The organism is Bradyrhizobium sp. 170 (assembly GCF_023101085.1).
In the GTDB taxonomy this organism is placed as follows: Bacteria; Pseudomonadota; Alphaproteobacteria; order Rhizobiales; family Xanthobacteraceae; genus Bradyrhizobium.
On record NZ_CP064703.1, the window covers coordinates 6,406,114 to 6,424,580 of the forward strand.

General features: G+C 61.9%; 11 protein-coding genes. 7 read left to right on the top strand and 4 right to left on the bottom strand.

Annotated features, from left to right (window positions below; genetic code table 11):
* Positions 1 to 14: 14 nt before the first annotated feature.
* Together IVB05_RS29955 and IVB05_RS29960 are read right to left on the bottom strand one after the other, a co-directional pair.
* Positions 15 to 1,223 (bottom strand): pentapeptide repeat-containing protein, encoded by a 1,209-nt coding sequence (locus IVB05_RS29955; protein WP_247779585.1) that lies wholly within the window; start codon positions 1,221 to 1,223, stop codon positions 15 to 17.
* A 19-nt stretch (positions 1,224 to 1,242) separates the two neighbouring features.
* Positions 1,243 to 2,601, bottom strand: coding sequence for a DUF2235 domain-containing protein (locus IVB05_RS29960; protein ID WP_247779587.1), 1,359 nt, complete (start codon positions 2,599 to 2,601; stop codon positions 1,243 to 1,245).
* Positions 2,602 to 3,086: 485 nt separating this feature from the next.
* Here IVB05_RS29960 and IVB05_RS29965 point away from each other — a divergent pair, with 485 nt between their 5' ends.
* Positions 3,087 to 9,377 carry a HAMP domain-containing protein gene (locus IVB05_RS29965; protein ID WP_247779588.1) on the top strand — a complete coding sequence of 2,097 codons (6,291 nt, stop codon included), beginning with the start codon at positions 3,087 to 3,089 and terminating at the stop codon, positions 9,375 to 9,377.
* Positions 9,378 to 9,393: 16 nt separating this feature from the next.
* Positions 9,394 to 10,887 (top strand): HWE histidine kinase domain-containing protein, encoded by a 1,494-nt coding sequence (locus IVB05_RS29970; RefSeq protein ID WP_247787116.1) that lies wholly within the window; start codon positions 9,394 to 9,396, stop codon positions 10,885 to 10,887.
* Between the two features lie 41 nt (positions 10,888 to 10,928).
* Here the strand turns inward: IVB05_RS29970 and IVB05_RS29975 are convergent, their stop codons facing one another.
* Positions 10,929 to 11,327, bottom strand: a complete 399-nt coding sequence (locus tag IVB05_RS29975) for a response regulator (RefSeq protein ID WP_247779590.1) — start codon at positions 11,325 to 11,327, stop codon at positions 10,929 to 10,931.
* Between the two features lie 335 nt (positions 11,328 to 11,662).
* On the opposite strand from IVB05_RS29975, the gene IVB05_RS29980 reads away from it, so the two are divergent.
* A complete protein-coding gene (locus IVB05_RS29980) occupies positions 11,663 to 14,446 on the top strand; it encodes a PAS domain S-box protein (protein ID WP_247779592.1) in 2,784 nt (927 codons plus the stop codon).
* 69 nt (positions 14,447 to 14,515) lie between these two features.
* Positions 14,516 to 15,511, top strand: a complete 996-nt coding sequence (locus IVB05_RS29985) for a P1 family peptidase (RefSeq protein WP_247779594.1) — start codon at positions 14,516 to 14,518, stop codon at positions 15,509 to 15,511.
* 122 nt (positions 15,512 to 15,633) lie between these two features.
* Here the strand turns inward: IVB05_RS29985 and IVB05_RS29990 are convergent, their stop codons facing one another.
* Positions 15,634 to 16,386 carry an EF-hand domain-containing protein gene (locus IVB05_RS29990; protein WP_247779595.1) on the bottom strand — a complete coding sequence of 251 codons (753 nt, stop codon included), beginning with the start codon at positions 16,384 to 16,386 and terminating at the stop codon, positions 15,634 to 15,636.
* 254 nt (positions 16,387 to 16,640) lie between these two features.
* Here IVB05_RS29990 and rpe point away from each other — a divergent pair, with 254 nt between their 5' ends.
* From rpe to IVB05_RS30005, 3 genes are all read left to right on the top strand, one after another.
* The gene (rpe, locus tag IVB05_RS29995) at positions 16,641 to 17,342 is read left to right on the top strand and encodes a ribulose-phosphate 3-epimerase (protein ID WP_247779597.1); all 702 of its coding nucleotides are present in this window, start codon (positions 16,641 to 16,643) and stop codon (positions 17,340 to 17,342) included.
* A 59-nt stretch (positions 17,343 to 17,401) separates the two neighbouring features.
* A complete protein-coding gene (locus IVB05_RS30000; protein WP_247779598.1) occupies positions 17,402 to 17,956 on the top strand; it encodes a hypothetical protein in 555 nt (184 codons plus the stop codon).
* A 130-nt stretch (positions 17,957 to 18,086) separates the two neighbouring features.
* Positions 18,087 to 18,467: a hypothetical protein gene (locus IVB05_RS30005; protein ID WP_247787118.1), complete on the top strand. Its 381-nt coding sequence runs from the start codon at positions 18,087 to 18,089 to the stop codon at positions 18,465 to 18,467.

Here is an 18,467-nt window from a genome sequence, read left to right on the forward strand (position 1 = left end):
TGATTTTCGAACCATCAACGGTCGCAAGATTTAGTTGAAAGACAACGTTTCACTCGAAAATCTTTCCCAAAAACATCGATCCCAAATGGCTGAGCATCCTCAATCACGGCGAGCTCGGGATTGGTTGCTGGGTTGGATGGATCGATAGCTTTTCCCACACAGGCATCCGCAAGCATTTTCGACGTTAAACCTTTGGCATTAGAAAAATTGGCACGGCTAATGTCTGCTCGACAAAAATTCACTCCGCTCAAATCGGCATCGCGAAAATCTGCACCTGACAGCACCGCCCCTTCGAAATTTGCGTCTCGCAGCTTAGCGTACCGAAAGTCGGTCACCCAGCAACGATAGCGCTGCCACTCCAATGGCCCTCCGTCCCTTTCTGCCTTGTAGAGCTTATTCTTGATGGTATTCGCAGGAAACCCCGGCGTGGAAAAATCTCCAAGCTGAACTCCCCGAAGATCAGCTCCACTCAAGCTCGCGCCATAAAAGGAAGAGCGGTGGAAGTGTGATTGCGACATCTTCGCACACGAGAAATCGCGCCCGGAGAGGTCCAGGTTGTCGAGCTTCATATGCTCTAGCCAAAGCGGACCACGATCGACGGACTGTTTTTCAGGGGCGCATTTGTCAGTCGTGAAATTGAGGCGGCTTGCAGCAAACTGCGGATGGCCCACCGCCTTCATCGCGACCTTTAGCACTGTGGGAGCTTCATCGCGATCGTCACGTAGCCCTTCAGTCGAAATCAGACGATCCTCACACTGGAGGGACCGCGTCATCATATTTTCCGCCTGATGGTCGGCGATGAATTGGGTCAAAACCTCACTAGCCTGCCGGTGGAACCTTTTCGGATCTTGGACTCCAAGAAGCTGTAGCGTCGTTACGCCCGCAATTTTCGTTGTAAGGGAGGAATCCTTGCTGACGGTCTTTATTGCTTCTGTATACTGTGTCAGTCGCTCCTGCGCTGATCTCAATTCGAAGTCTGCAGTCCATTGCTGAGTCGTGGTACCGAATTGGATCATGGTGGCCAAAAATGTAGCACCCAAGGCAATCGCCGTAAGAACCTGATAATTTGTCTGACGCAACCGGTCCTGAACCTCTAGCCGCCTCAGATCGGTTTCAGTAAAATGCGGTGGCACTTGATCGCGCGGCGCGGCCCACCAGAACCACAAGAACGTTGCCAGTCCCACGAATATGACGAACCCGGCCAAGCCGAACAGTACAGCCATTCTGAATCCCCAACTACAATTACGTAAATCTATAGTTTAGTGCTTCAAGTCGACTTCTTGCAGCTTCGACTATTGCGTTTGCTCGAGCGCCATCGAGTCGAAATCCATCCCATCCGACAACTCCCAAACCGGATTCGTCGGAAGATGCTATGCCGGCCTCGATTTGCGAAAGTGCGGAGATCAGATTTCGCGGCAGGTAATTCCGGTATGAGCGCTGCGTAACCAGTCTTTTTCCCAAACGGAGCAGCGCACTAATGTGAACCATTTCTCCGATCGGAACATTGTGTCGATCATAGCAAACGTCGACTTCCCATCGCGCGCGGCGGGCATTCCCGAAACAGTTTCCTATCGAACGATAGGCGAAGGGGCGAGCGGAAAAGATGCTTCGTCTGGCTTCGTGATGAGGCGACAGATAGGCAGCTCCAAACGCCAAAGAGTCGGGGTTCTTGCTCGCTATTGGAAAGTCATCGCAATGATACCGCAGTCGCCTTATCATCCAGTCGAGCGTTAGATCGTCGAGCGCACGCTGTGGTAACGAATCTCGCGTACGTTCTTCGATGTAGCCTCCACCAATATCCGAATGGGCACCGGGAAACCAAACTTGCTCTGCCTGGGATGAAACATGCTCAAACTTCGGTTGCCGCCAGAGAGTGGCTTCAAAAGCCTCTCGATGCTCATCTATGGCGAGTGCTTGAACGCTAACATCACATTTGGGGGACAGTCCGACATCATGAAACTCGAATAGATCCCTGTTCTCTCGTCTGAACCAGGCGATCGGAATTCCCAAAGCACCCACCGTGTCGAAAACGCCTAGAAACCTAATCTTCACGAGCGGCGTTGGGTGGGAATTCTTCCGTATTTCCGCCGCTTCCGTCGGCAAGCGATCCAACGGGCTGGTCCTATAATGATACCACGCTCGAGATTCATTGGCCGCGGTGCAACTCGACGCCCGCAACAACCCGACTGCGTTGATGTATCCAACGAGTGAACGCGCCGTATACGAACCACGCGAAAAGCCGAATATGAAAATTTCATCTTCAGGCTCAAAGTGCCTTGAAAGAAAAAGGTATGCGCGCCGTACATTACGGCTCAGACCAGCTCCAAAGGCACCGCCTCTCACATTGTCAAGAAAGCCACCAGTACCTACGCCTCGTTCGTAGAAGACGATGTACGGCGTGGTCCGTCCTCCCGCAGTATGAACTCTGTAGCTGATCGAAGTTTGATTCGACGCCGAGGCCGGAGTCGTGACGTCGGGCCTTGAAGGAATTGGGTCGAGACAGGTTGCGATATTTTCCCGCAGCCGCACAATGTTGGTATCGCTCACACCGATGTCGGCGTCATTCCAGGTCCCATCCAGCAACAAAATAATGCGTTTCAAACCACACCCGTCAAAAAATATAGGTAAAATACACCCTTGAATTGTGGAAGAGCTTGGCAACGTCGTCAAGTGGGAAACCGGGTCGAGGCCGAGAGTCTGTCGCGCGGCGTGTCCGACCGGCCAAAGGAGATGGATGAAGGCCGGCGATTGAATGCTGTGCTCGTCAGTAATCGACTATGTCGTCTACAAGTGGACGCCAAGGGTAACTACACCGAGATCAATCCGAAGGGGTCCTGACCCTTTCATCGATCAGAACGTCAAACGCCCCGGCTTGCCGGGGCGTTCATTTTGGGTTCCAGATAATTTTTGGGCCACGGGAACTATTGGGTTCCCGCCGCATTGTGCAAACTGGGCTGAGTTCCATGTCATTGATTTCTCGACCTTAACCGTTATTCCAACTTGATCTGCCGGAGGGGCAGCGGTTCTATCTGTGAAATCGCATTTCAGCCCAAGTGATTTGCGCGCGAACTGGCCGAGGAAACACTATGAGTGACCTTTCCCCTGGAGCATCACCCTCCGTTCGCCGGGTCACCAAACCGCAATCACCCGCCGCCAACGGCACGCCCGACCCGATGCAGGACTTGCTGCACGCCTTGCAGGCGATGCGGTCGGGCGATTTCTCGGTACGGATGACCGGCGATCACCTCGGTATCGAGGGCAAGATCGCCGACACCTTCAATGAAATCGTCGCCGCCAACCAGAGAATGGCGCAGCAACTCGAGCACGTCGGCCAGGTCGTCGGCCGCGAAGGCAAGACAAGGCAGCGCGTCAAGTTCGACCTCTCGAGCGGCTCGTGGGCGGACATGGAAGGCTCCGTCAACACGCTGATCGACGACCTGCTGTGGCCGACCCGCGAAGTCACGCGCGCGGTCGCAGCCGTGGCCCAAGGCGACCTGCTGCAAACCGTGAAACTCGACGTCGACGGCCGCCCGCTGGGCGGCGAATTTTTGCAGTCGGCCAACATCGTCAACACGATGATCAAGCAGCTCGGCGTGTTCACCTCGGAAGTGACGCGCGTGGCGCGCGAGGTCGGCACCGAAGGCAAGCTCGGCGGCCAGGCCCAGGTGCCGGAAGTGACGGGCGTCTGGAAGGACCTGACCGAGAGCGTCAACTCGATGGCCAACAACCTGACCGGCCAGGTCCGCAACATCGCCGAGGTCACCATCGCGGTGGCCAACGGCGACTTGTCGAAGAAGATCACGGTGGACGTCCGCGGCGAGATCCTGCAGCTCAAGGAAGCCATCAACACGATGGTCGATCAGCTCCGCTCCTTCGCCTCCGAAGTGACCCGCGTCGCCCGCGAAGTCGGCACTGACGGCAAGCTTGGCGGCCAGGCGATCGTCCCCGGCGTCGCCGGCACCTGGAAGGATCTGACCGACTCCGTCAACGCGATGTGCGGCAACCTCACCGCCCAGGTCCGCAACATCGCCAACGTCACCACGGCGGTCGCCCGCGGCGATCTCTCGCGCAAGATCACGGTCGACGTCCGCGGCGAAATCCTGGAGCTGAAGGACACCATCAACACGATGGTCGACCAGCTCAACTCGTTCGCGTCCGAAGTGACCCGCGTCGCCCGCGAGGTCGGCACCGAAGGCAAGCTCGGCGGTCAGGCCCAGGTCCCCGGCGTCGCCGGCACCTGGAAAGACCTCACCGACAACGTCAACTTCATGGCTTCCAACCTGACGGCGCAGGTCCGCAACATCGCCGACGTCGCGACCGCGATTGCGGGCGGCGACCTCTCCAAGAAGATCACCGTGAACGTCTCGGGCGAAATCCTTCAATTGAAGGAAACGCTCAACACGATGGTCGACCAGCTCAACGCCTTCGCGGGCGAAGTCACCCGCGTCGCGCGCGAAGTCGGCACCGAGGGACGGCTCGGCGGCCAGGCCAACGTGCTCGGCGTCGCCGGCACCTGGAAGGATCTGACCGAGAGCGTCAACTCGATGGCGAGCAATTTGACGGCGCAGGTCCGCAACATCGCCGAGGTGACGACCGCGGTCGCCAATGGCGACCTGTCGAAGAAGATCACGGTCGACGTGCGCGGCGAAATTTTGGAGCTGAAGGACACCATCAATACGATGGTGGATCAGCTCAATGCGTTCGCCGGCGAAGTGACCCGCGTCGCGCGCGAAGTCGGCACCGAAGGCAAGCTCGGCGGCCAGGCCAACGTGCGCGGCGTCGCCGGTACCTGGAAGGACCTCACCGACAACGTCAATTCGATGGCCGGCAACCTCACCGCTCAGGTCCGCAACATCGCCGAAGTCGCGACCGCGGTGGCGAAGGGCGACCTGTCGAAGAAGATCACGGTCAACGTGTCGGGCGAAATCCTTCAGCTGAAGGAAACGCTCAATACGATGGTCGACCAGCTCAATGCGTTCGCCGGCGAAGTGACCCGCGTGGCGCGCGAGGTCGGCACCGACGGCAAGCTCGGCGGTCAGGCCGAAGTGCCTGGCGTCGCCGGCACCTGGAAGGATCTCACCGACAGCGTCAACTCGATGGCCGGCAATTTGACGGCGCAGGTCCGCAACATCGCCGAGGTGGCGACCGCGATCGCCGGCGGCGACCTCTCGCGAAAAATCACGGTCGACGTGCGCGGCGAAATCCTGCAGCTCAAGGAAACGCTCAACACGATGGTCGACCAGCTCAATCGCTTCGCCGGCGAAGTGACGCGCGTGGCGCGCGAGGTCGGCACTGAGGGGCGATTGGGCGGTCAGGCCAACGTGCCCGGTGTCGCCGGCACCTGGAAGGACCTCACCGACAACGTCAACTCGATGGCCGGCAATTTGACCGGCCAGGTCCGCAACATCGCCGAAGTCACGACGGCGGTGGCGAAGGGCGACCTGTCGAAGAAGATCACCGTCGACGTCAAGGGCGAGATTCTCGAGTTGAAGAACACCGTCAACACGATGGTGGATCAGCTCAACGCCTTCGCCTCCGAAGTCACCCGCGTGGCGCGCGAAGTCGGCACCGAAGGCAAGCTCGGCGGCCAGGCGCAGGTGCCTGAGGTGGCCGGCACCTGGAAGGATCTCACCGACAACGTCAACTTCATGGCCTCGAACCTCACCGCGCAGGTCCGCAACATCGCCGAAGTCGCCACCGCAATCGCCGGCGGCGACCTGTCGAAGAAGATCACGGTCGACGTGCGCGGCGAAATCCTGTTGCTGAAAGACACCCTCAATACGATGGTCGAGCAGCTACGTTCGTTTGCCGCCGAAGTGACGCGCGTGGCGCGCGAGGTCGGCACCGAAGGACGATTGGGCGGCCAGGCCGTGGTGCCCGGCGTCGGCGGCACCTGGAAGGATCTGACCGACAACGTCAACCTTTTGGCGGCCAACCTCACCACGCAGGTCCGCAACATCGCCGAAGTCACGACCGCGGTGGCCCGCGGCGACCTGTCGCGCAAGATCACGGTCGACGTGAAGGGCGAAATCCTCGAGCTGAAAAACACCATCAACACGATGGTCGATCAGCTCAACGCTTTTGCCGGCGAAGTGACGCGCGTCGCGCGCGAAGTCGGCACCGAGGGCAAGCTCGGCGGTCAGGCGCAGGTCCCCGGCGTCGCCGGCACCTGGAAGGACCTCACCGACACCGTGAATTTCATGGCCGCCAATTTGACCGAACAGGTGCGCGGCATCGTCAAGGTCGTGACGGCGGTCGCCGACGGCGACCTGAAGCAGAACCTGACCGTGAAATCGAAGGGCGAAGTCGCGGCCCTTGCCGACACCATCAACAACATGACGGAGACGCTCGCGACCTTCGCCGACCAGGTCACCAGCGTGGCGCGCGAAGTCGGCGTCGAGGGACGGCTCGGCGGTCAGGCCAACGTGCCCGGCGCCGCCGGCACCTGGAAGGACCTCACCGGCAACGTCAACCTGCTCGCCGCCAACCTGACCTCGCAGGTGCGCTCGATCGCCGAGGTGGCGACCGCCGTGACCAAGGGCGACCTGACCCGCTCGATCCAGGTCGACGCCCGCGGCGAAGTGGCCGAACTCAAAGACAACATCAATACGATGATCGGCAACCTCCGCCTGACGACGCAGGTGAACACCGAACAGGACTGGCTGAAGACCAACCTCGCCAAATTCACCAACATGCTGCAGGGCCAGCGCGACCTCACCACCGTCGGCCGGCTGCTGCTGACCGAACTGGCGCCGCTGATCAACGCGCATATGGGCGTGATCTATCAGACCGAGAGTGCCGACAGCCCGCAGTTGCGCCTGCTCTCTTCCTATGCCGGCGACGGCGCCAATCCGAATCCGCAGGTCGTGCAGTTCGGCGAAGGATTGATCGGCCAATGCGCGATGGACAAGCGTCAGCGGCTGGTGGCGGATATCCCGAGCGATACCGCGCCGATCAATTCGGGGCTGCTGCGCGTGATCCCGAAGAACATCGTCGTGCTTCCGGTGCTGTTCGAGAACCAGGTGAAGGCCGTGATCGAGCTCTCCTCGATCAGCTCTTTCACCACCTCGCAGATGACCTTCCTCGAACAACTGACCGACAGCATCGGCATCGTGCTCAACTCCATCGAGGCCACGATGCAGACCGAGGGACTGTTGAAGCAGTCCCAGCAGCTCGCCGGCGAACTGCAGACGCAGCAAAAGGAATTGCAGCAGACCAACGACCAGCTCGAACAAAAGGCCCAGCAGCTTGCCGAGCGCAACGTCGAGGTGGAAAGAAAGAACCAGGAAATCGAACAGGCCCGCCGCGCGCTCGAAGAAAAGGCGACCGAGCTTTCGCTGACCTCGAAGTACAAGTCCGAATTCCTCGCCAACATGTCGCATGAGCTGCGCACGCCGCTCAACAGCATCCTGATCCTCGGCCAGCAGCTCACCGAAAATCCGGAAGGCAATCTGTCGGCAAAACAGGTCGAATTCGCCCGCACCATCCACGGCGCCGGCACCGACCTGCTCAACCTGATCAGCGACATTCTCGACCTGTCGAAGATCGAATCCGGCACCGTGACGGTCGATGCCGAGGAGATCCTGACGTCGAGCCTCCTGGAGACCGTCGGGCGGCCGTTCAGGCACGAGGCCGATAATCGCCGTCTGTCGTTCAATATCTCGGTCGACGAGAATCTGAGCCGCAGCATGGTGACCGACTCCAAGCGCCTGCAGCAGGTCCTGAAGAATCTGTTGTCGAACGCATTCAAGTTCACGGCCGAAGGCGGCGTGGAGCTGAACGTATCGGCCGCCGTCGGCGGCTGGAGCGCCGAACACCCGATCCTCAACCACGCGCCCGCCGTCGTCGCCTTCGAGGTGACTGACACCGGCATCGGCATTCCCCTGGAAAAGCAGAAGCTGATCTTCGAGGCGTTCCAGCAGGCGGACGCCGGCACCAGCCGCAAATACGGCGGCACCGGCCTCGGCCTTGCCATCAGCCGCGAACTCGCGGGCCTGCTGGGCGGCGAAATTCACCTGCGCAGCGCGCCCGGCAAGGGCTCTACCTTCGTGCTCTATCTGCCGCTGAAATATTCCGGTCCGACGGTTGCACCACGGGCCCCTGCCCCGTCGCCCTTCGCGTCAACGCCGGCGCTGCAGGTCGCTGCGACGCAGGAGCGGGTCATCGAGCAGTTGCCGGACGACCGCCTCAACCTCGAGCCGGGAGACACCATCCTCCTGATCGTCGAGGACGATCCGCATTATGCGCGGGTACTGATCGACCTGGCGCGCGACAAGAGCTTCAAGGTGCTGGTCGCCAGCCGTGGCGCTGAGGCGCTTGAACTCGCCAAGCAGTTCCAGCCGGCGGCGGTTTCGCTCGACGTCTTCCTGCCTGATATGCTGGGCTGGACCGTGCTGAGCCAGCTCAAGCACAATCCGCTGACGCGGCACATTCCGGTACAGATCATCACGCTCGACGAAGACCGTCAGCATGCGCTGGCGCGCGGCGCGTTTTCCTTCGTCAACAAGCCGACGACGACCGAAGGCGTCAGCGCGGCGCTGTCGCAGATCAAGGAATATGCAAAACCGCGACGCAAGCGCCTGCTGATCGTGGAAGACAATGCCGCCGAGCAGATGAGCATCACCGAATTGCTCGGCCACGACGACATCGAGATCCTCACCGCCGACACCGGCGCCGATGCGTTGTCGACACTGCGGAACCAGCCGTGCGACTGCGTCGTGCTGGATCTGCGGTTGCCTGACATGAGCGGTTTCGAGGTGCTCGACCGGCTTCGCGACGACGAAGCGCTATCGAACATACCCGTCGTGGTGTTCACGGGGCGGGAACTATCGGCCGAGGAAGATGCGGAACTTCACACCATGGCGAGGAGCATCGTGGTGAAAGGCGTCGAGTCGCCGGAACGCCTGCTCGACGAAACGTCGCTGTTTTTGCACCGTGTGATCACGGAATTGCCGGTCGAAAAGCAGAGGATGCTCGAAAAGCTCAATAGTTCCGATGAGGATCTCGTTGGCAAAACTGCACTTCTGGTGGACGACGACGCACGCAACATCTTCGCACTATCGAGCGTGCTCGAACGGCGTGGGATGAAGGTACTGACAGCGACGACGGGCCACGAAGCCATTGCGCTGGTCGAGTCCACCCCCAATATCGCAATCGTGCTGATGGATATCATGATGCCGCAGATGGACGGCTATCAGACCATCGGCGTTATCAGGCAAAACCCGTCCTTCGGACGCCTGCCGATCATCGCGCTGACCGCCAAGGCGATGAAGGGCGACCGCGAGAAATGTCTCGAAGCCGGCGCTTCGGACTATCTCGCCAAGCCCGTCAATACCGAGCAGTTGCTGCTCGCGATACGAATGTGGTTACACCGCTGACCGGCGCATGCAGATGATGGATCAAGACAAGGTAAACATTCTTCTGGTTGACGATCAGCCGGCGAAGCTGCTCGCCTACGAAGTCATCCTGAAGGAACTCGGCGAGAATCTGGTCAAGGCCTCGTCCGGGCGCGAAGCGCTTGAGTTCCTGCTCAAGAACGATGTCGCCATCATCCTGGTCGACGTCTGCATGCCGGAACTGGACGGGTTCGAACTCGCCGCGATGATCCGCGAACATCCCCGCTTCCAGAAGACCGCGATGATATTCATCTCGGCGATACAAGTCAGCGACATCGACCGGCTGCGCGGCTACGAAATGGGTGCGGTCGATTACGTTCCGGTGCCTGTCGTGCCGGAGGTGTTGCGCGCCAAGATCAAGGTGTTTGCGGAGCTCTATCGCAAGACGCGCCAGCTCGAGCGCCTCAACGTCGAGCTCGAAGACCGCGTTCGCGCCCGTACCGCCGAACTGGAGGAATCTCACGCAAGACTGCTGGAAAGCGAACAGCGCCGCAGCCTGGCGATCGCAGCGGGCAAAATGGGGTCCTGGGACTGGGACTGGGTCAACGGCGACTGGATGTGGGACGAGGGCCAGTATCAGATTCTCGGCATCGAACCCGCCAGCTTCGAACTGACGCCGGCCAACATCCAGGCGCTGTTTCACCCCGACGACGTTCAGGGATTGCACGAGGCGTGGGCGAGCTTCGCCCGAGGGGCGAAATCATACGAAGCGGAATTCCGCATTGTCCGGCCGAACGGCGAGGTGCGCTGGTGCGCGGGAACGGCAGCGGCGAGCACCGACAAGGGCGGCCGCGTCATCCGCGTCAGCGGCGTCACCGTCGATATCACCGAACGCAAGCAGGCCGAAGAGCGGCAGACCCTGCTGGCGCGCGAAGTCGATCACCGCGCCAAGAACGCGCTCGCGCTCGCGCAATCCATCGTCCGGCTGACGCGTGGCGAGAACGTGAAGACCTACATCCGTTCGGTCGAAGGACGGATCAACGCGCTGGCGCGGGTGCACACCGTGCTTTCGCTGTCGAGCTGGCAAGGCGCCGAAATAGGGAAGCTGATCGAGGAGGAGCTGGCGCCTTATTCCACCGGCGAACAGATCGCGTTGCGCGGTCCTGAGGTTCAACTCGAGCCGGCAACGGCCCAGACCGTCGCGCTGGCGCTGCACGAACTCGTCACCAATTCGGCAAAGTACGGCGCCCTGTCGACGCTGTCGGGCCGGCTGTCGGTGAACTGGGAAGACCAGGCGGGCCTTCTCAAGATCATATGGGTGGAGACCGGCGGGCCGCCGGTCGAGAAGCCGGTGTCGCGGGGGTTCGGAACGCGCAGCGTGATCGCCAGCATCGAGTCGCAGCTCGGCGGCCAGGCGGATTTCGATTGGCGCCCGGAAGGCCTCGTTTGCTGCCTGTCAGTTCCCTTGCCGCAACGGCAGTTTGGCGCTGATCCGGTCCCGCTCCGCGAGATCGCCGTCGACGGCAACGGCTTGCGGCGCGCCGAGCGGTAACCGGGCGCTTGACGATTGGTTGGCAATGAGAGCCGGACGAGCTATCGCGCCGCCGCTGCGACGGCACCGGCCGATTGCCGGAGCGATCCCTGCGCCGCTTCGATCGCGCACATCAAATCCGGCGGGCGAAACGGCTTCTGCAGACGGACGACATCGGAGACCTCAGGCGTTTCGGACAGAAAGTCCAGCGCGGTCATTCCGGAAATCGCGACGACAGGCAAACCGGGCACGCGCCCGCGCAACGCTGCAATCAGATCGGAGCCGTTGGTGCCCTGCAGAAAGATATCGACGATCGCAAGATCGAAGCTTGCTTCCTCGAACAGCTTCAATGCGGATGCGGCGCTTTCCGCCTCGACGATTTCGAACCGATTGATACGCAGCACGATGGAAATCATCGTGCGAACGTCGGCCTGATCGTCAACAACAAGCACGCGGGGCATCGAAGCCTCCCGGATCGGTCGTGCAGCAGCTTACGTTGAAATTCGTCGATTTCGGCGGTTCCACAGGGTTTATTCAGCCGGTCGGTAAAGAGGCGGTTACCCTATTGTCGAGTTTTCCTTCCGGCATCGTCCGGTAATATGTCGCCTTGAGTTGATTCCCCCCGAGGCAACGCTAGCGTAGCCTCGGGGCTGCGATTCCAGCGGCGTCGATACCAGCGGCGTCGATACCAACGGCGCCAAGTATCGGCTGGATGTCCGACCGCGCCGGATGCATTGTTTTCGCGCGTTGAAGCTTTTGCCATGGCGCGTTCGCTGCCAGTTTGCCGGAGACGACAATGGGTGACGAGCGCAACATCATCTTTCTTTCGACCAGGCCGGCGACCCGCCGCGATCGCGCCGCAGCGCTGGTTGTGGTCGGTGTCTCGGCGGTGCTGTTTACAATCGCCGTGCCGTTTGCCACGGTGCCGCTTACTCCCGTTCCGGCGTTCATTGCGAGTTATCAATCCGCGCTCGCCATCAACGATCTGATCACGGCCGTTCTGTTGTTTTCGCAGTTTGCCCTGCTCCGGTCGCGGGCTCTGTTGTTGCTTGCGAGCGGTTACCTGTTCACCGCGGCCGCAGCCATCGTCCACGCCCTGTCCTTCCCGGGCGTGTTCTCTCCGACCGGACTTCTCAATTCGGGCCCGCAAACAACAGCCTGGCTCTACCAGATCTGGCACAGTGGATTTCCGCTTCTGGCGATTGGCTACGCATTGCTGAAGGACAGGGATGGCGGCCCCAAAATCAGCGGGTCAGTCGGCCGGGCACTGTTCGGCAGCGTCATCGCCGTCGGTGTTACGCTGTCGGTCGCGACCTGGATCGTGACCGCCGGGCACGACATCCTCCCCACGCTTCTGAGCGGCGCGCAGGGGCACTTCACCTCCGTCCTGATCGCAATCCTGTCGACCGAGCTCTTTCTCAGCTTCATGGCGCTGCTGATCCTGTGGTTCCGGCGGCCACACTCGGTGCTCGACATCTGGCTCATGGTCGTGATGTGCGCCTGGCTGTTCGACATCGCGTTGTCGGGAGTTGTCAACGCGGCAAGGTTCGATCTCGGCTTTTACGCCGGCCGTCTATACGGGCTGTGCGCCGCCAGTTTCGTACTGGGGATCCTCCTGGTCGATAACGTCGGCCTGCAGGCGAAGCTGGCGCGCCTGCTCGGATCGTTGCGTCTGCAAGCTGCCTCGGAAAGGGACCTCCGCACCGAACGCGAAAGTCTATTCAGCGCGGTCGTGGAATCATCCAACGACGCCATCATCACCAAATTGCTTGATGGCACCATTACCGGCTGGAACGGAGCCGCCGAACGTCTGTTCGGCTTCACGGCGGCCGAAGCGTTGGGCAAGAGCATCAACATCATCGTCCCGCCGGAGCGGCGCGACGAGGTACGCAATATCGTCGAACGGATCGGCCGAGGCGAGCCGATTGAACATTACGAGACTTCACGCGTGCGCAAGGATGGCAGCACCGTCGACGTTTCGCTGAGCATCTCTCCAATCCGCCTGGCCTCCGGCAAGATCGTCGGCATCTCCAAAGCCGCGCGCGACATCACCGAAAGCAAGCGGACGCAACAGGCGCTCAGCCAGGAAATCGAGGAACGGCGACGCATCTTCGATTCCTCGAACGACCTGATCTTCGTGACCGACTCCGCGGGGAATTTCATCCAGGTCAGCCCGAGCGTCACCGCCATCCTCGGCTATCAGCCATCGGACATGGTCGGGCGCAGCGCGATCGAGTTTATCCATCCCGACGATCTCGAACACACCCGCAGAGAGATGCGGGCGGGGCGACAAGGACAGAGCAAGCGCAATTTCGAGACGCGCTATGTCAACAAGGAGGGCAAGGCGGTCGCGCTGAACTGGACCGGGAACTGGTCGGAGCCGGTCCGGCGCCACTTCTTCATCGGCCGGGACCTGACCGAAAAGCAGGCCGCGGAAGCCCAACTGCGCCATGCGCAGAAGATGGATGCGGTCGGCCAGCTCACGGGCGGCGTCGCGCACGACTTCAACAACATCCTGACCGTGATCACCGGCACCATCGGCATTCTGGAGGAAGCCGTCGCCGATCAGCCCCAGCTCGCCGCCGTCGCCAAGCTGATCGACGAAGCCGCCGAACGCGGGGCCAACCTGACCAAGCATCTGCTGGCCTTTGCCCGCAAGCAGCCGCTGCAGCCGGTTGAAGTCGACGTCAACGCGCTGGTGCTGGAGTCGGCGAAGCTGCTGCACCCGACGCTTGGCGAAAACATCGAAATCACGCCGCTATTGGCGGAAGATGCATGGACCGCGCTGGCCGATCCAAACCTGCTTACGACGGCCGTTCTCAATCTGGCAATAAATGCGCGCGATGCCATGCCCAACGGCGGCAAGCTCGCGCTCGAGACCAGCAACATCTTCCTCGACGAAAACTACGCGGGCATGCACAGCGAGGTCACGACCGGCAATTACGTGATGATCGCGGTCAGCGACACCGGCTCCGGAATCCCGTCCGCGCTGCTCGAACGGGTATTCGAACCGTTTTTCACGACCAAGGAGGTCGGCCGGGGCACCGGCCTTGGCCTCAGCATGGTGTTCGGTTTCGTCAAGCAGTCGGGCGGGCACGTCAAGATCTACAGCGAGGAAGGCCACGGCACCTCCGTCAAGATCTACCTGCCGCGGGCGACGGGATTGCAGCAGACCACGGCGGAAGTGCTGGTCTCGGCTGACATCGAGGGCGGCAACGAAACCGTCCTCGTCGTCGAGGACGATGCGCTGGTGCGCCGCTATGTGATGACCCAGATCGAGAGCCTGGGCTACACCACGCTGGAGGCGGCCAATGCTTCCGACGCCTTGCGCTTCATCGACGAGGTCCCCGGCATCGACCTGCTTTTCACCGACGTGATCATGCCCGGCACCATGAACGGGCGCCAGCTCGTCGACGAAGCGCTGAAGCGGCGGCCGGGCCTCAAGATCCTGTTCACATCAGGATATACCGAGAACGCCATCGTCCATCATGGCCGCCTCGATTCCGGCGTGCTGCTGCTGGCAAAACCCTACCGCAAGTCCGAACTCGCCAGAATGATCCGGTTCGCGCTTGCCAGTTGAAGCATTCCCGGCGGCTGATATATCCGTGGATGGACCGCCAACCTGACGCAGCCCCCACGGACCAGCGCTTTGAAAAACCTGCTCACCGATATTGCCGGCGTTCACGTCGGCCACGCCCATGACGCAGCGATCGCCTCCGGCGTCACCGCGATCATTTTCGATTCCCCTGCGGTCGCCTCGATCGACGTGCGCGGCGGCGGCCCCGGCACCCGTGATGACGCGATGCTCAAACCCGAGAGCACGGTCGAGGCGATCGACGCCATCGCGCTTTCCGGCGGCTCAGCGCTCGGACTGGATGCGGCGGGCGGCATACAGGCATGGCTTGCCGAACAGGGCCGCGGCTTGAGAATCCGCGAGGCGGTTATTCCGATCGTTCCGGGCGCGATCTGTTTCGATCTGCTCAACGGCGGCAACAAGGCATGGGGACGCTTCCCGCCTTATCGCGATCTCGCCTACGCCGCCGCGCGCGCGGCGAGCAGCGATTTCGCGCTGGGCAGCGTCGGCGCCGGCCTCGGCGCGACGACAGCCAATTTCAAGGGCGGCCTTGGCTCCGCTTCCGCGCAAACCGAAGGCGGCGCCATGGTCGGGGCGCTCGCCGTCGTCAACGCCGTCGGCAGCGTGACCGTTGGCGACGGACCATGGTTCTGGGCGGCGCCGTTCGAAACAGCCAACGAATTTGGCGGACGCGGACTGCCGCCCGCGTTCACGCAGGACATGCTGAGCGCACGCCTCAAGGGCGGCCCGGCTGCGGCGTCTTCGGAAAACACCACGCTGGTGGTCGTGGTCACGGACGCCATACTGACAAAAGCGCAGGCCAAACGGCTGGCGATGATCGCGCACACCGGCATGGCGCGCGCCATCTATCCCGTCCATGCCACGACCGATGGCGACGTTGTGTATGCCGCCGCGACCGGCAAGCAGCCGATCGATCCGCGGTTCGGCCTCACCGAACTCGGCATGGTGGCGGCCAACACCGTTGCACGCGCAATCGCACGCGGCGTCCATAGTGCGACCGCGCTACCCTTTCTGGGTGCGCTACCGGCGTGGGGCGATCGCTTCGGTTAGAGCATGGTCCGGAAAAGTGGGTACCGGTTTTCCCTCGGGACAAACGCGAAGCGTTTGCCCGGGAGACCATGCTCAAGGCTAAGAACTACCGCAGTCCGAAGGGATCTCGCCGGGTCTCGTGTTCAGACGCTCACCGAGAGCGATGAAGTGGCGGCCGATGAAATCTGCTGGGCCTGCCGCTGGATCATCTGCTCGATGAAATTGTAGGACGATGCCGCTGATGTGGATGAGCTTTTACCCGCAGCCGACGTCATCGTTACCTTGGATCCGTCCGCATAGGTGAGCGACGTCGTCACTGAACCGTCGCTGTTGGTGACGGATGTGCTGGAAGCGCCCTGCAGGGCCTGCGAGAGCGGATCGGAATTCGATCCGCCGGACTCGCTGGCGGCATCATGATGAGGTTTTTTGCCGCCCTTCAGCGCCGATGCCAGTTCCTTGAGGCTCACCGAGCCGTCGCCGTCCTTGTCGAGCTTGCCGAACACGCTGTCGGCCTGCGCGATGTTGGTGCCGCCGGCGCCAAGCGCCTCTTCAAATTCCGACTTGCTGATCTTGCCGTCGCCATCGCCGTCGATCTGGCCGAACAGGTCTTTCAGCGCGGCGGAGCGGCTCTTGGATGCCGTGGTCGATCCCGCCGAGGACTGGCTTTGTGCGTCGAGCAGCGCGCTCATGGTCTGCGGCGATATCTGCGAACCGCCGCCGCCGGATCCGGAACCCGAGCCCGAGCCGACCGAAGCCGACGACCCCGAGGACATTAGATCGAACGGGCTCTTGGCGTCCTGGCTGCGGCCGGTGGATTGCGCGGACGACGACTTTGACGACGTCAGCGCCTTGAGGGCATCGATCGCCGACGACGCGGCGCCCAAAGCAAGGAACATGGCAAAACTCCAACAACGCCGCGCCGGTCGCGGCCGATAGCTCGTGCATGTTCCTCAGCAAGTGCCGTGCCATGCAGAAAAACCCAATAAAACCGGGCTTTCCCGCTTCCGTTCCGATCCCGCAAACCCGGCAATAGCTGCCCGTCGCGGCAGATTTTTCCGCCCACAGGAGACGTCCCGGGCTCATTGCCCCGGGCGCTCCTGCATGTTACGCGGGGCCGTTTCGCCCCTCGAAGAGTTTTGGGAAAGCGCACATGTCTCCGCAATTTGCGTCGCGTCCCCTCGTCATCGCACCGTCGATCCTGGCGGCGGATTTCGCCAAGCTCGGCGAAGAAGTCCGCGCCGTGGACGCGGCGGGCGCCGACTGGATCCATCTCGACGTGATGGACGGGCATTTCGTGCCCAACATTTCCTACGGGCCTGATGTGATCAAGGCGATGCGCCCGCACACCAAGAAGATCTTTGACGCGCATCTGATGATCTCGCCTTGCGACCCCTATCTGGAGGCGTTTGCAAAAGCCGGCTGCGATCACATCACCGTTCACGCCGAGGCCGGGCCGCATCTGCATCGTTCGCTGCAGGCGATCCGCGCGCTTGGCAAGAAGGCCGGCGTCTCGCTCAACCCGGGCACGCCGGCGAGTGCGATCGAATATGTCATCGACCTGATCGATCTGGTGCTGGTCATGTCGGTCAATCCCGGCTTCGGCGGCCAGGCCTTCATCAAGTCCGCGCTCGGCAAGGTCAGCGACATCAGGGCGATGACGGCAGGACGTCCGATCGACATCGAGGTCGACGGCGGGGTGGCCCCTGACGTCGCCGGACAGTTGGCCGCCGCCGGCGCGAACGCGCTGGTCGCGGGCTCCGCGGTCTTCAAGGGCGGCACGATGGAAGCCTACAAGACCAATATTTCCGCGATCCGTCACGCAGCGGCGCTGGCGCGCGGCGAAGCGGTGTGACGCGGACAAGCCTCCCTGCGCGCCGAACCATTCCTTGTGACCGCGCGACCAAGTAAGGCATGGACGAACTCCGATCCACGATATTCTCCTCGATATTTTCCTTGGGCTTACGCCGGCTATTGACCGAAGCACTTCAACCCGGCGAGCGCGTGCTGTGGCAGAGCCAGCCTGACGGTATTGCCCGCATGATGATGTGGCGGTTTCTCTGGTGGATCGGATTTTCCTGGCTACTCGTCACCGCCGTCGCGATCTCCAGAGGCTGGATCGTTCAGTCGACCGTGCCCCTCTTGATGGTCGGCATCGCGATGGTCGCTGCCCCGTTCGTGATGCTGCTGCATGACCTGCAGACGCTTTTCGCAATCACCAACCGGCGGGCGCTGATCGTGCGAACGGCCTGGGGCAAGCGGACCGTGACGGCGACGCGCTTTAAAGACATGGACGCGGCATTCGAGATAGCAGACATCGGCCGCGGCGCCGGCCACCTGAATTTTGCGTCGGGGCGCTCGACCCGCTCTCCCGACACGGATTACACCGGCCGCTACGGGTTCCGCTGCGTCAAAAACCCGTCAGAGGTTCGCGACATCCTCGAGCGCGCGCGTCGTTGCAACGCGTAGCGGGCAGGAAAGCCACAGCAGGCGCGCGGCGAGCCATGGAACCCGAAAGTCCATGCTCCGGCCACAAAGCGTCACGCATCTCGCCATAAAGGCAGACCAGCATCCCGCCTTTCACGGATGGGACGAGAATATGATCAAGGCCTTCACCACCGCCGCAATGCTCCTGGTATTCGCTCCCTCCGCCGCGCTCGCGCAGCGCGCAGGCGATGCTGCACTGGGCGCGGTAGCCGGCGCCGTCGTGCTGGGCCCGGTCGGGGCCGTCGCCGGAGCCTTCGTCGGCTACACGGCCGGGCCTTCGATATCGCGGTCGTGGGGACTGGAAGGCTCACGGTCGTCGCGGCACCGGAGGCACTCTTCAAGGGACAGCGTGCGCGGCGCCAGGGCGGAGGCCGTAGGCGCCGCACCCAGTTCCGCCGGTCAGGCCGAACGGACCGGCCGCGTCACCAGCTATCCCGTGCCGAACCCGCCGCGCTCCGCCAGCAAGCTACCGCCTGTCCAGCCCCTCGACTGA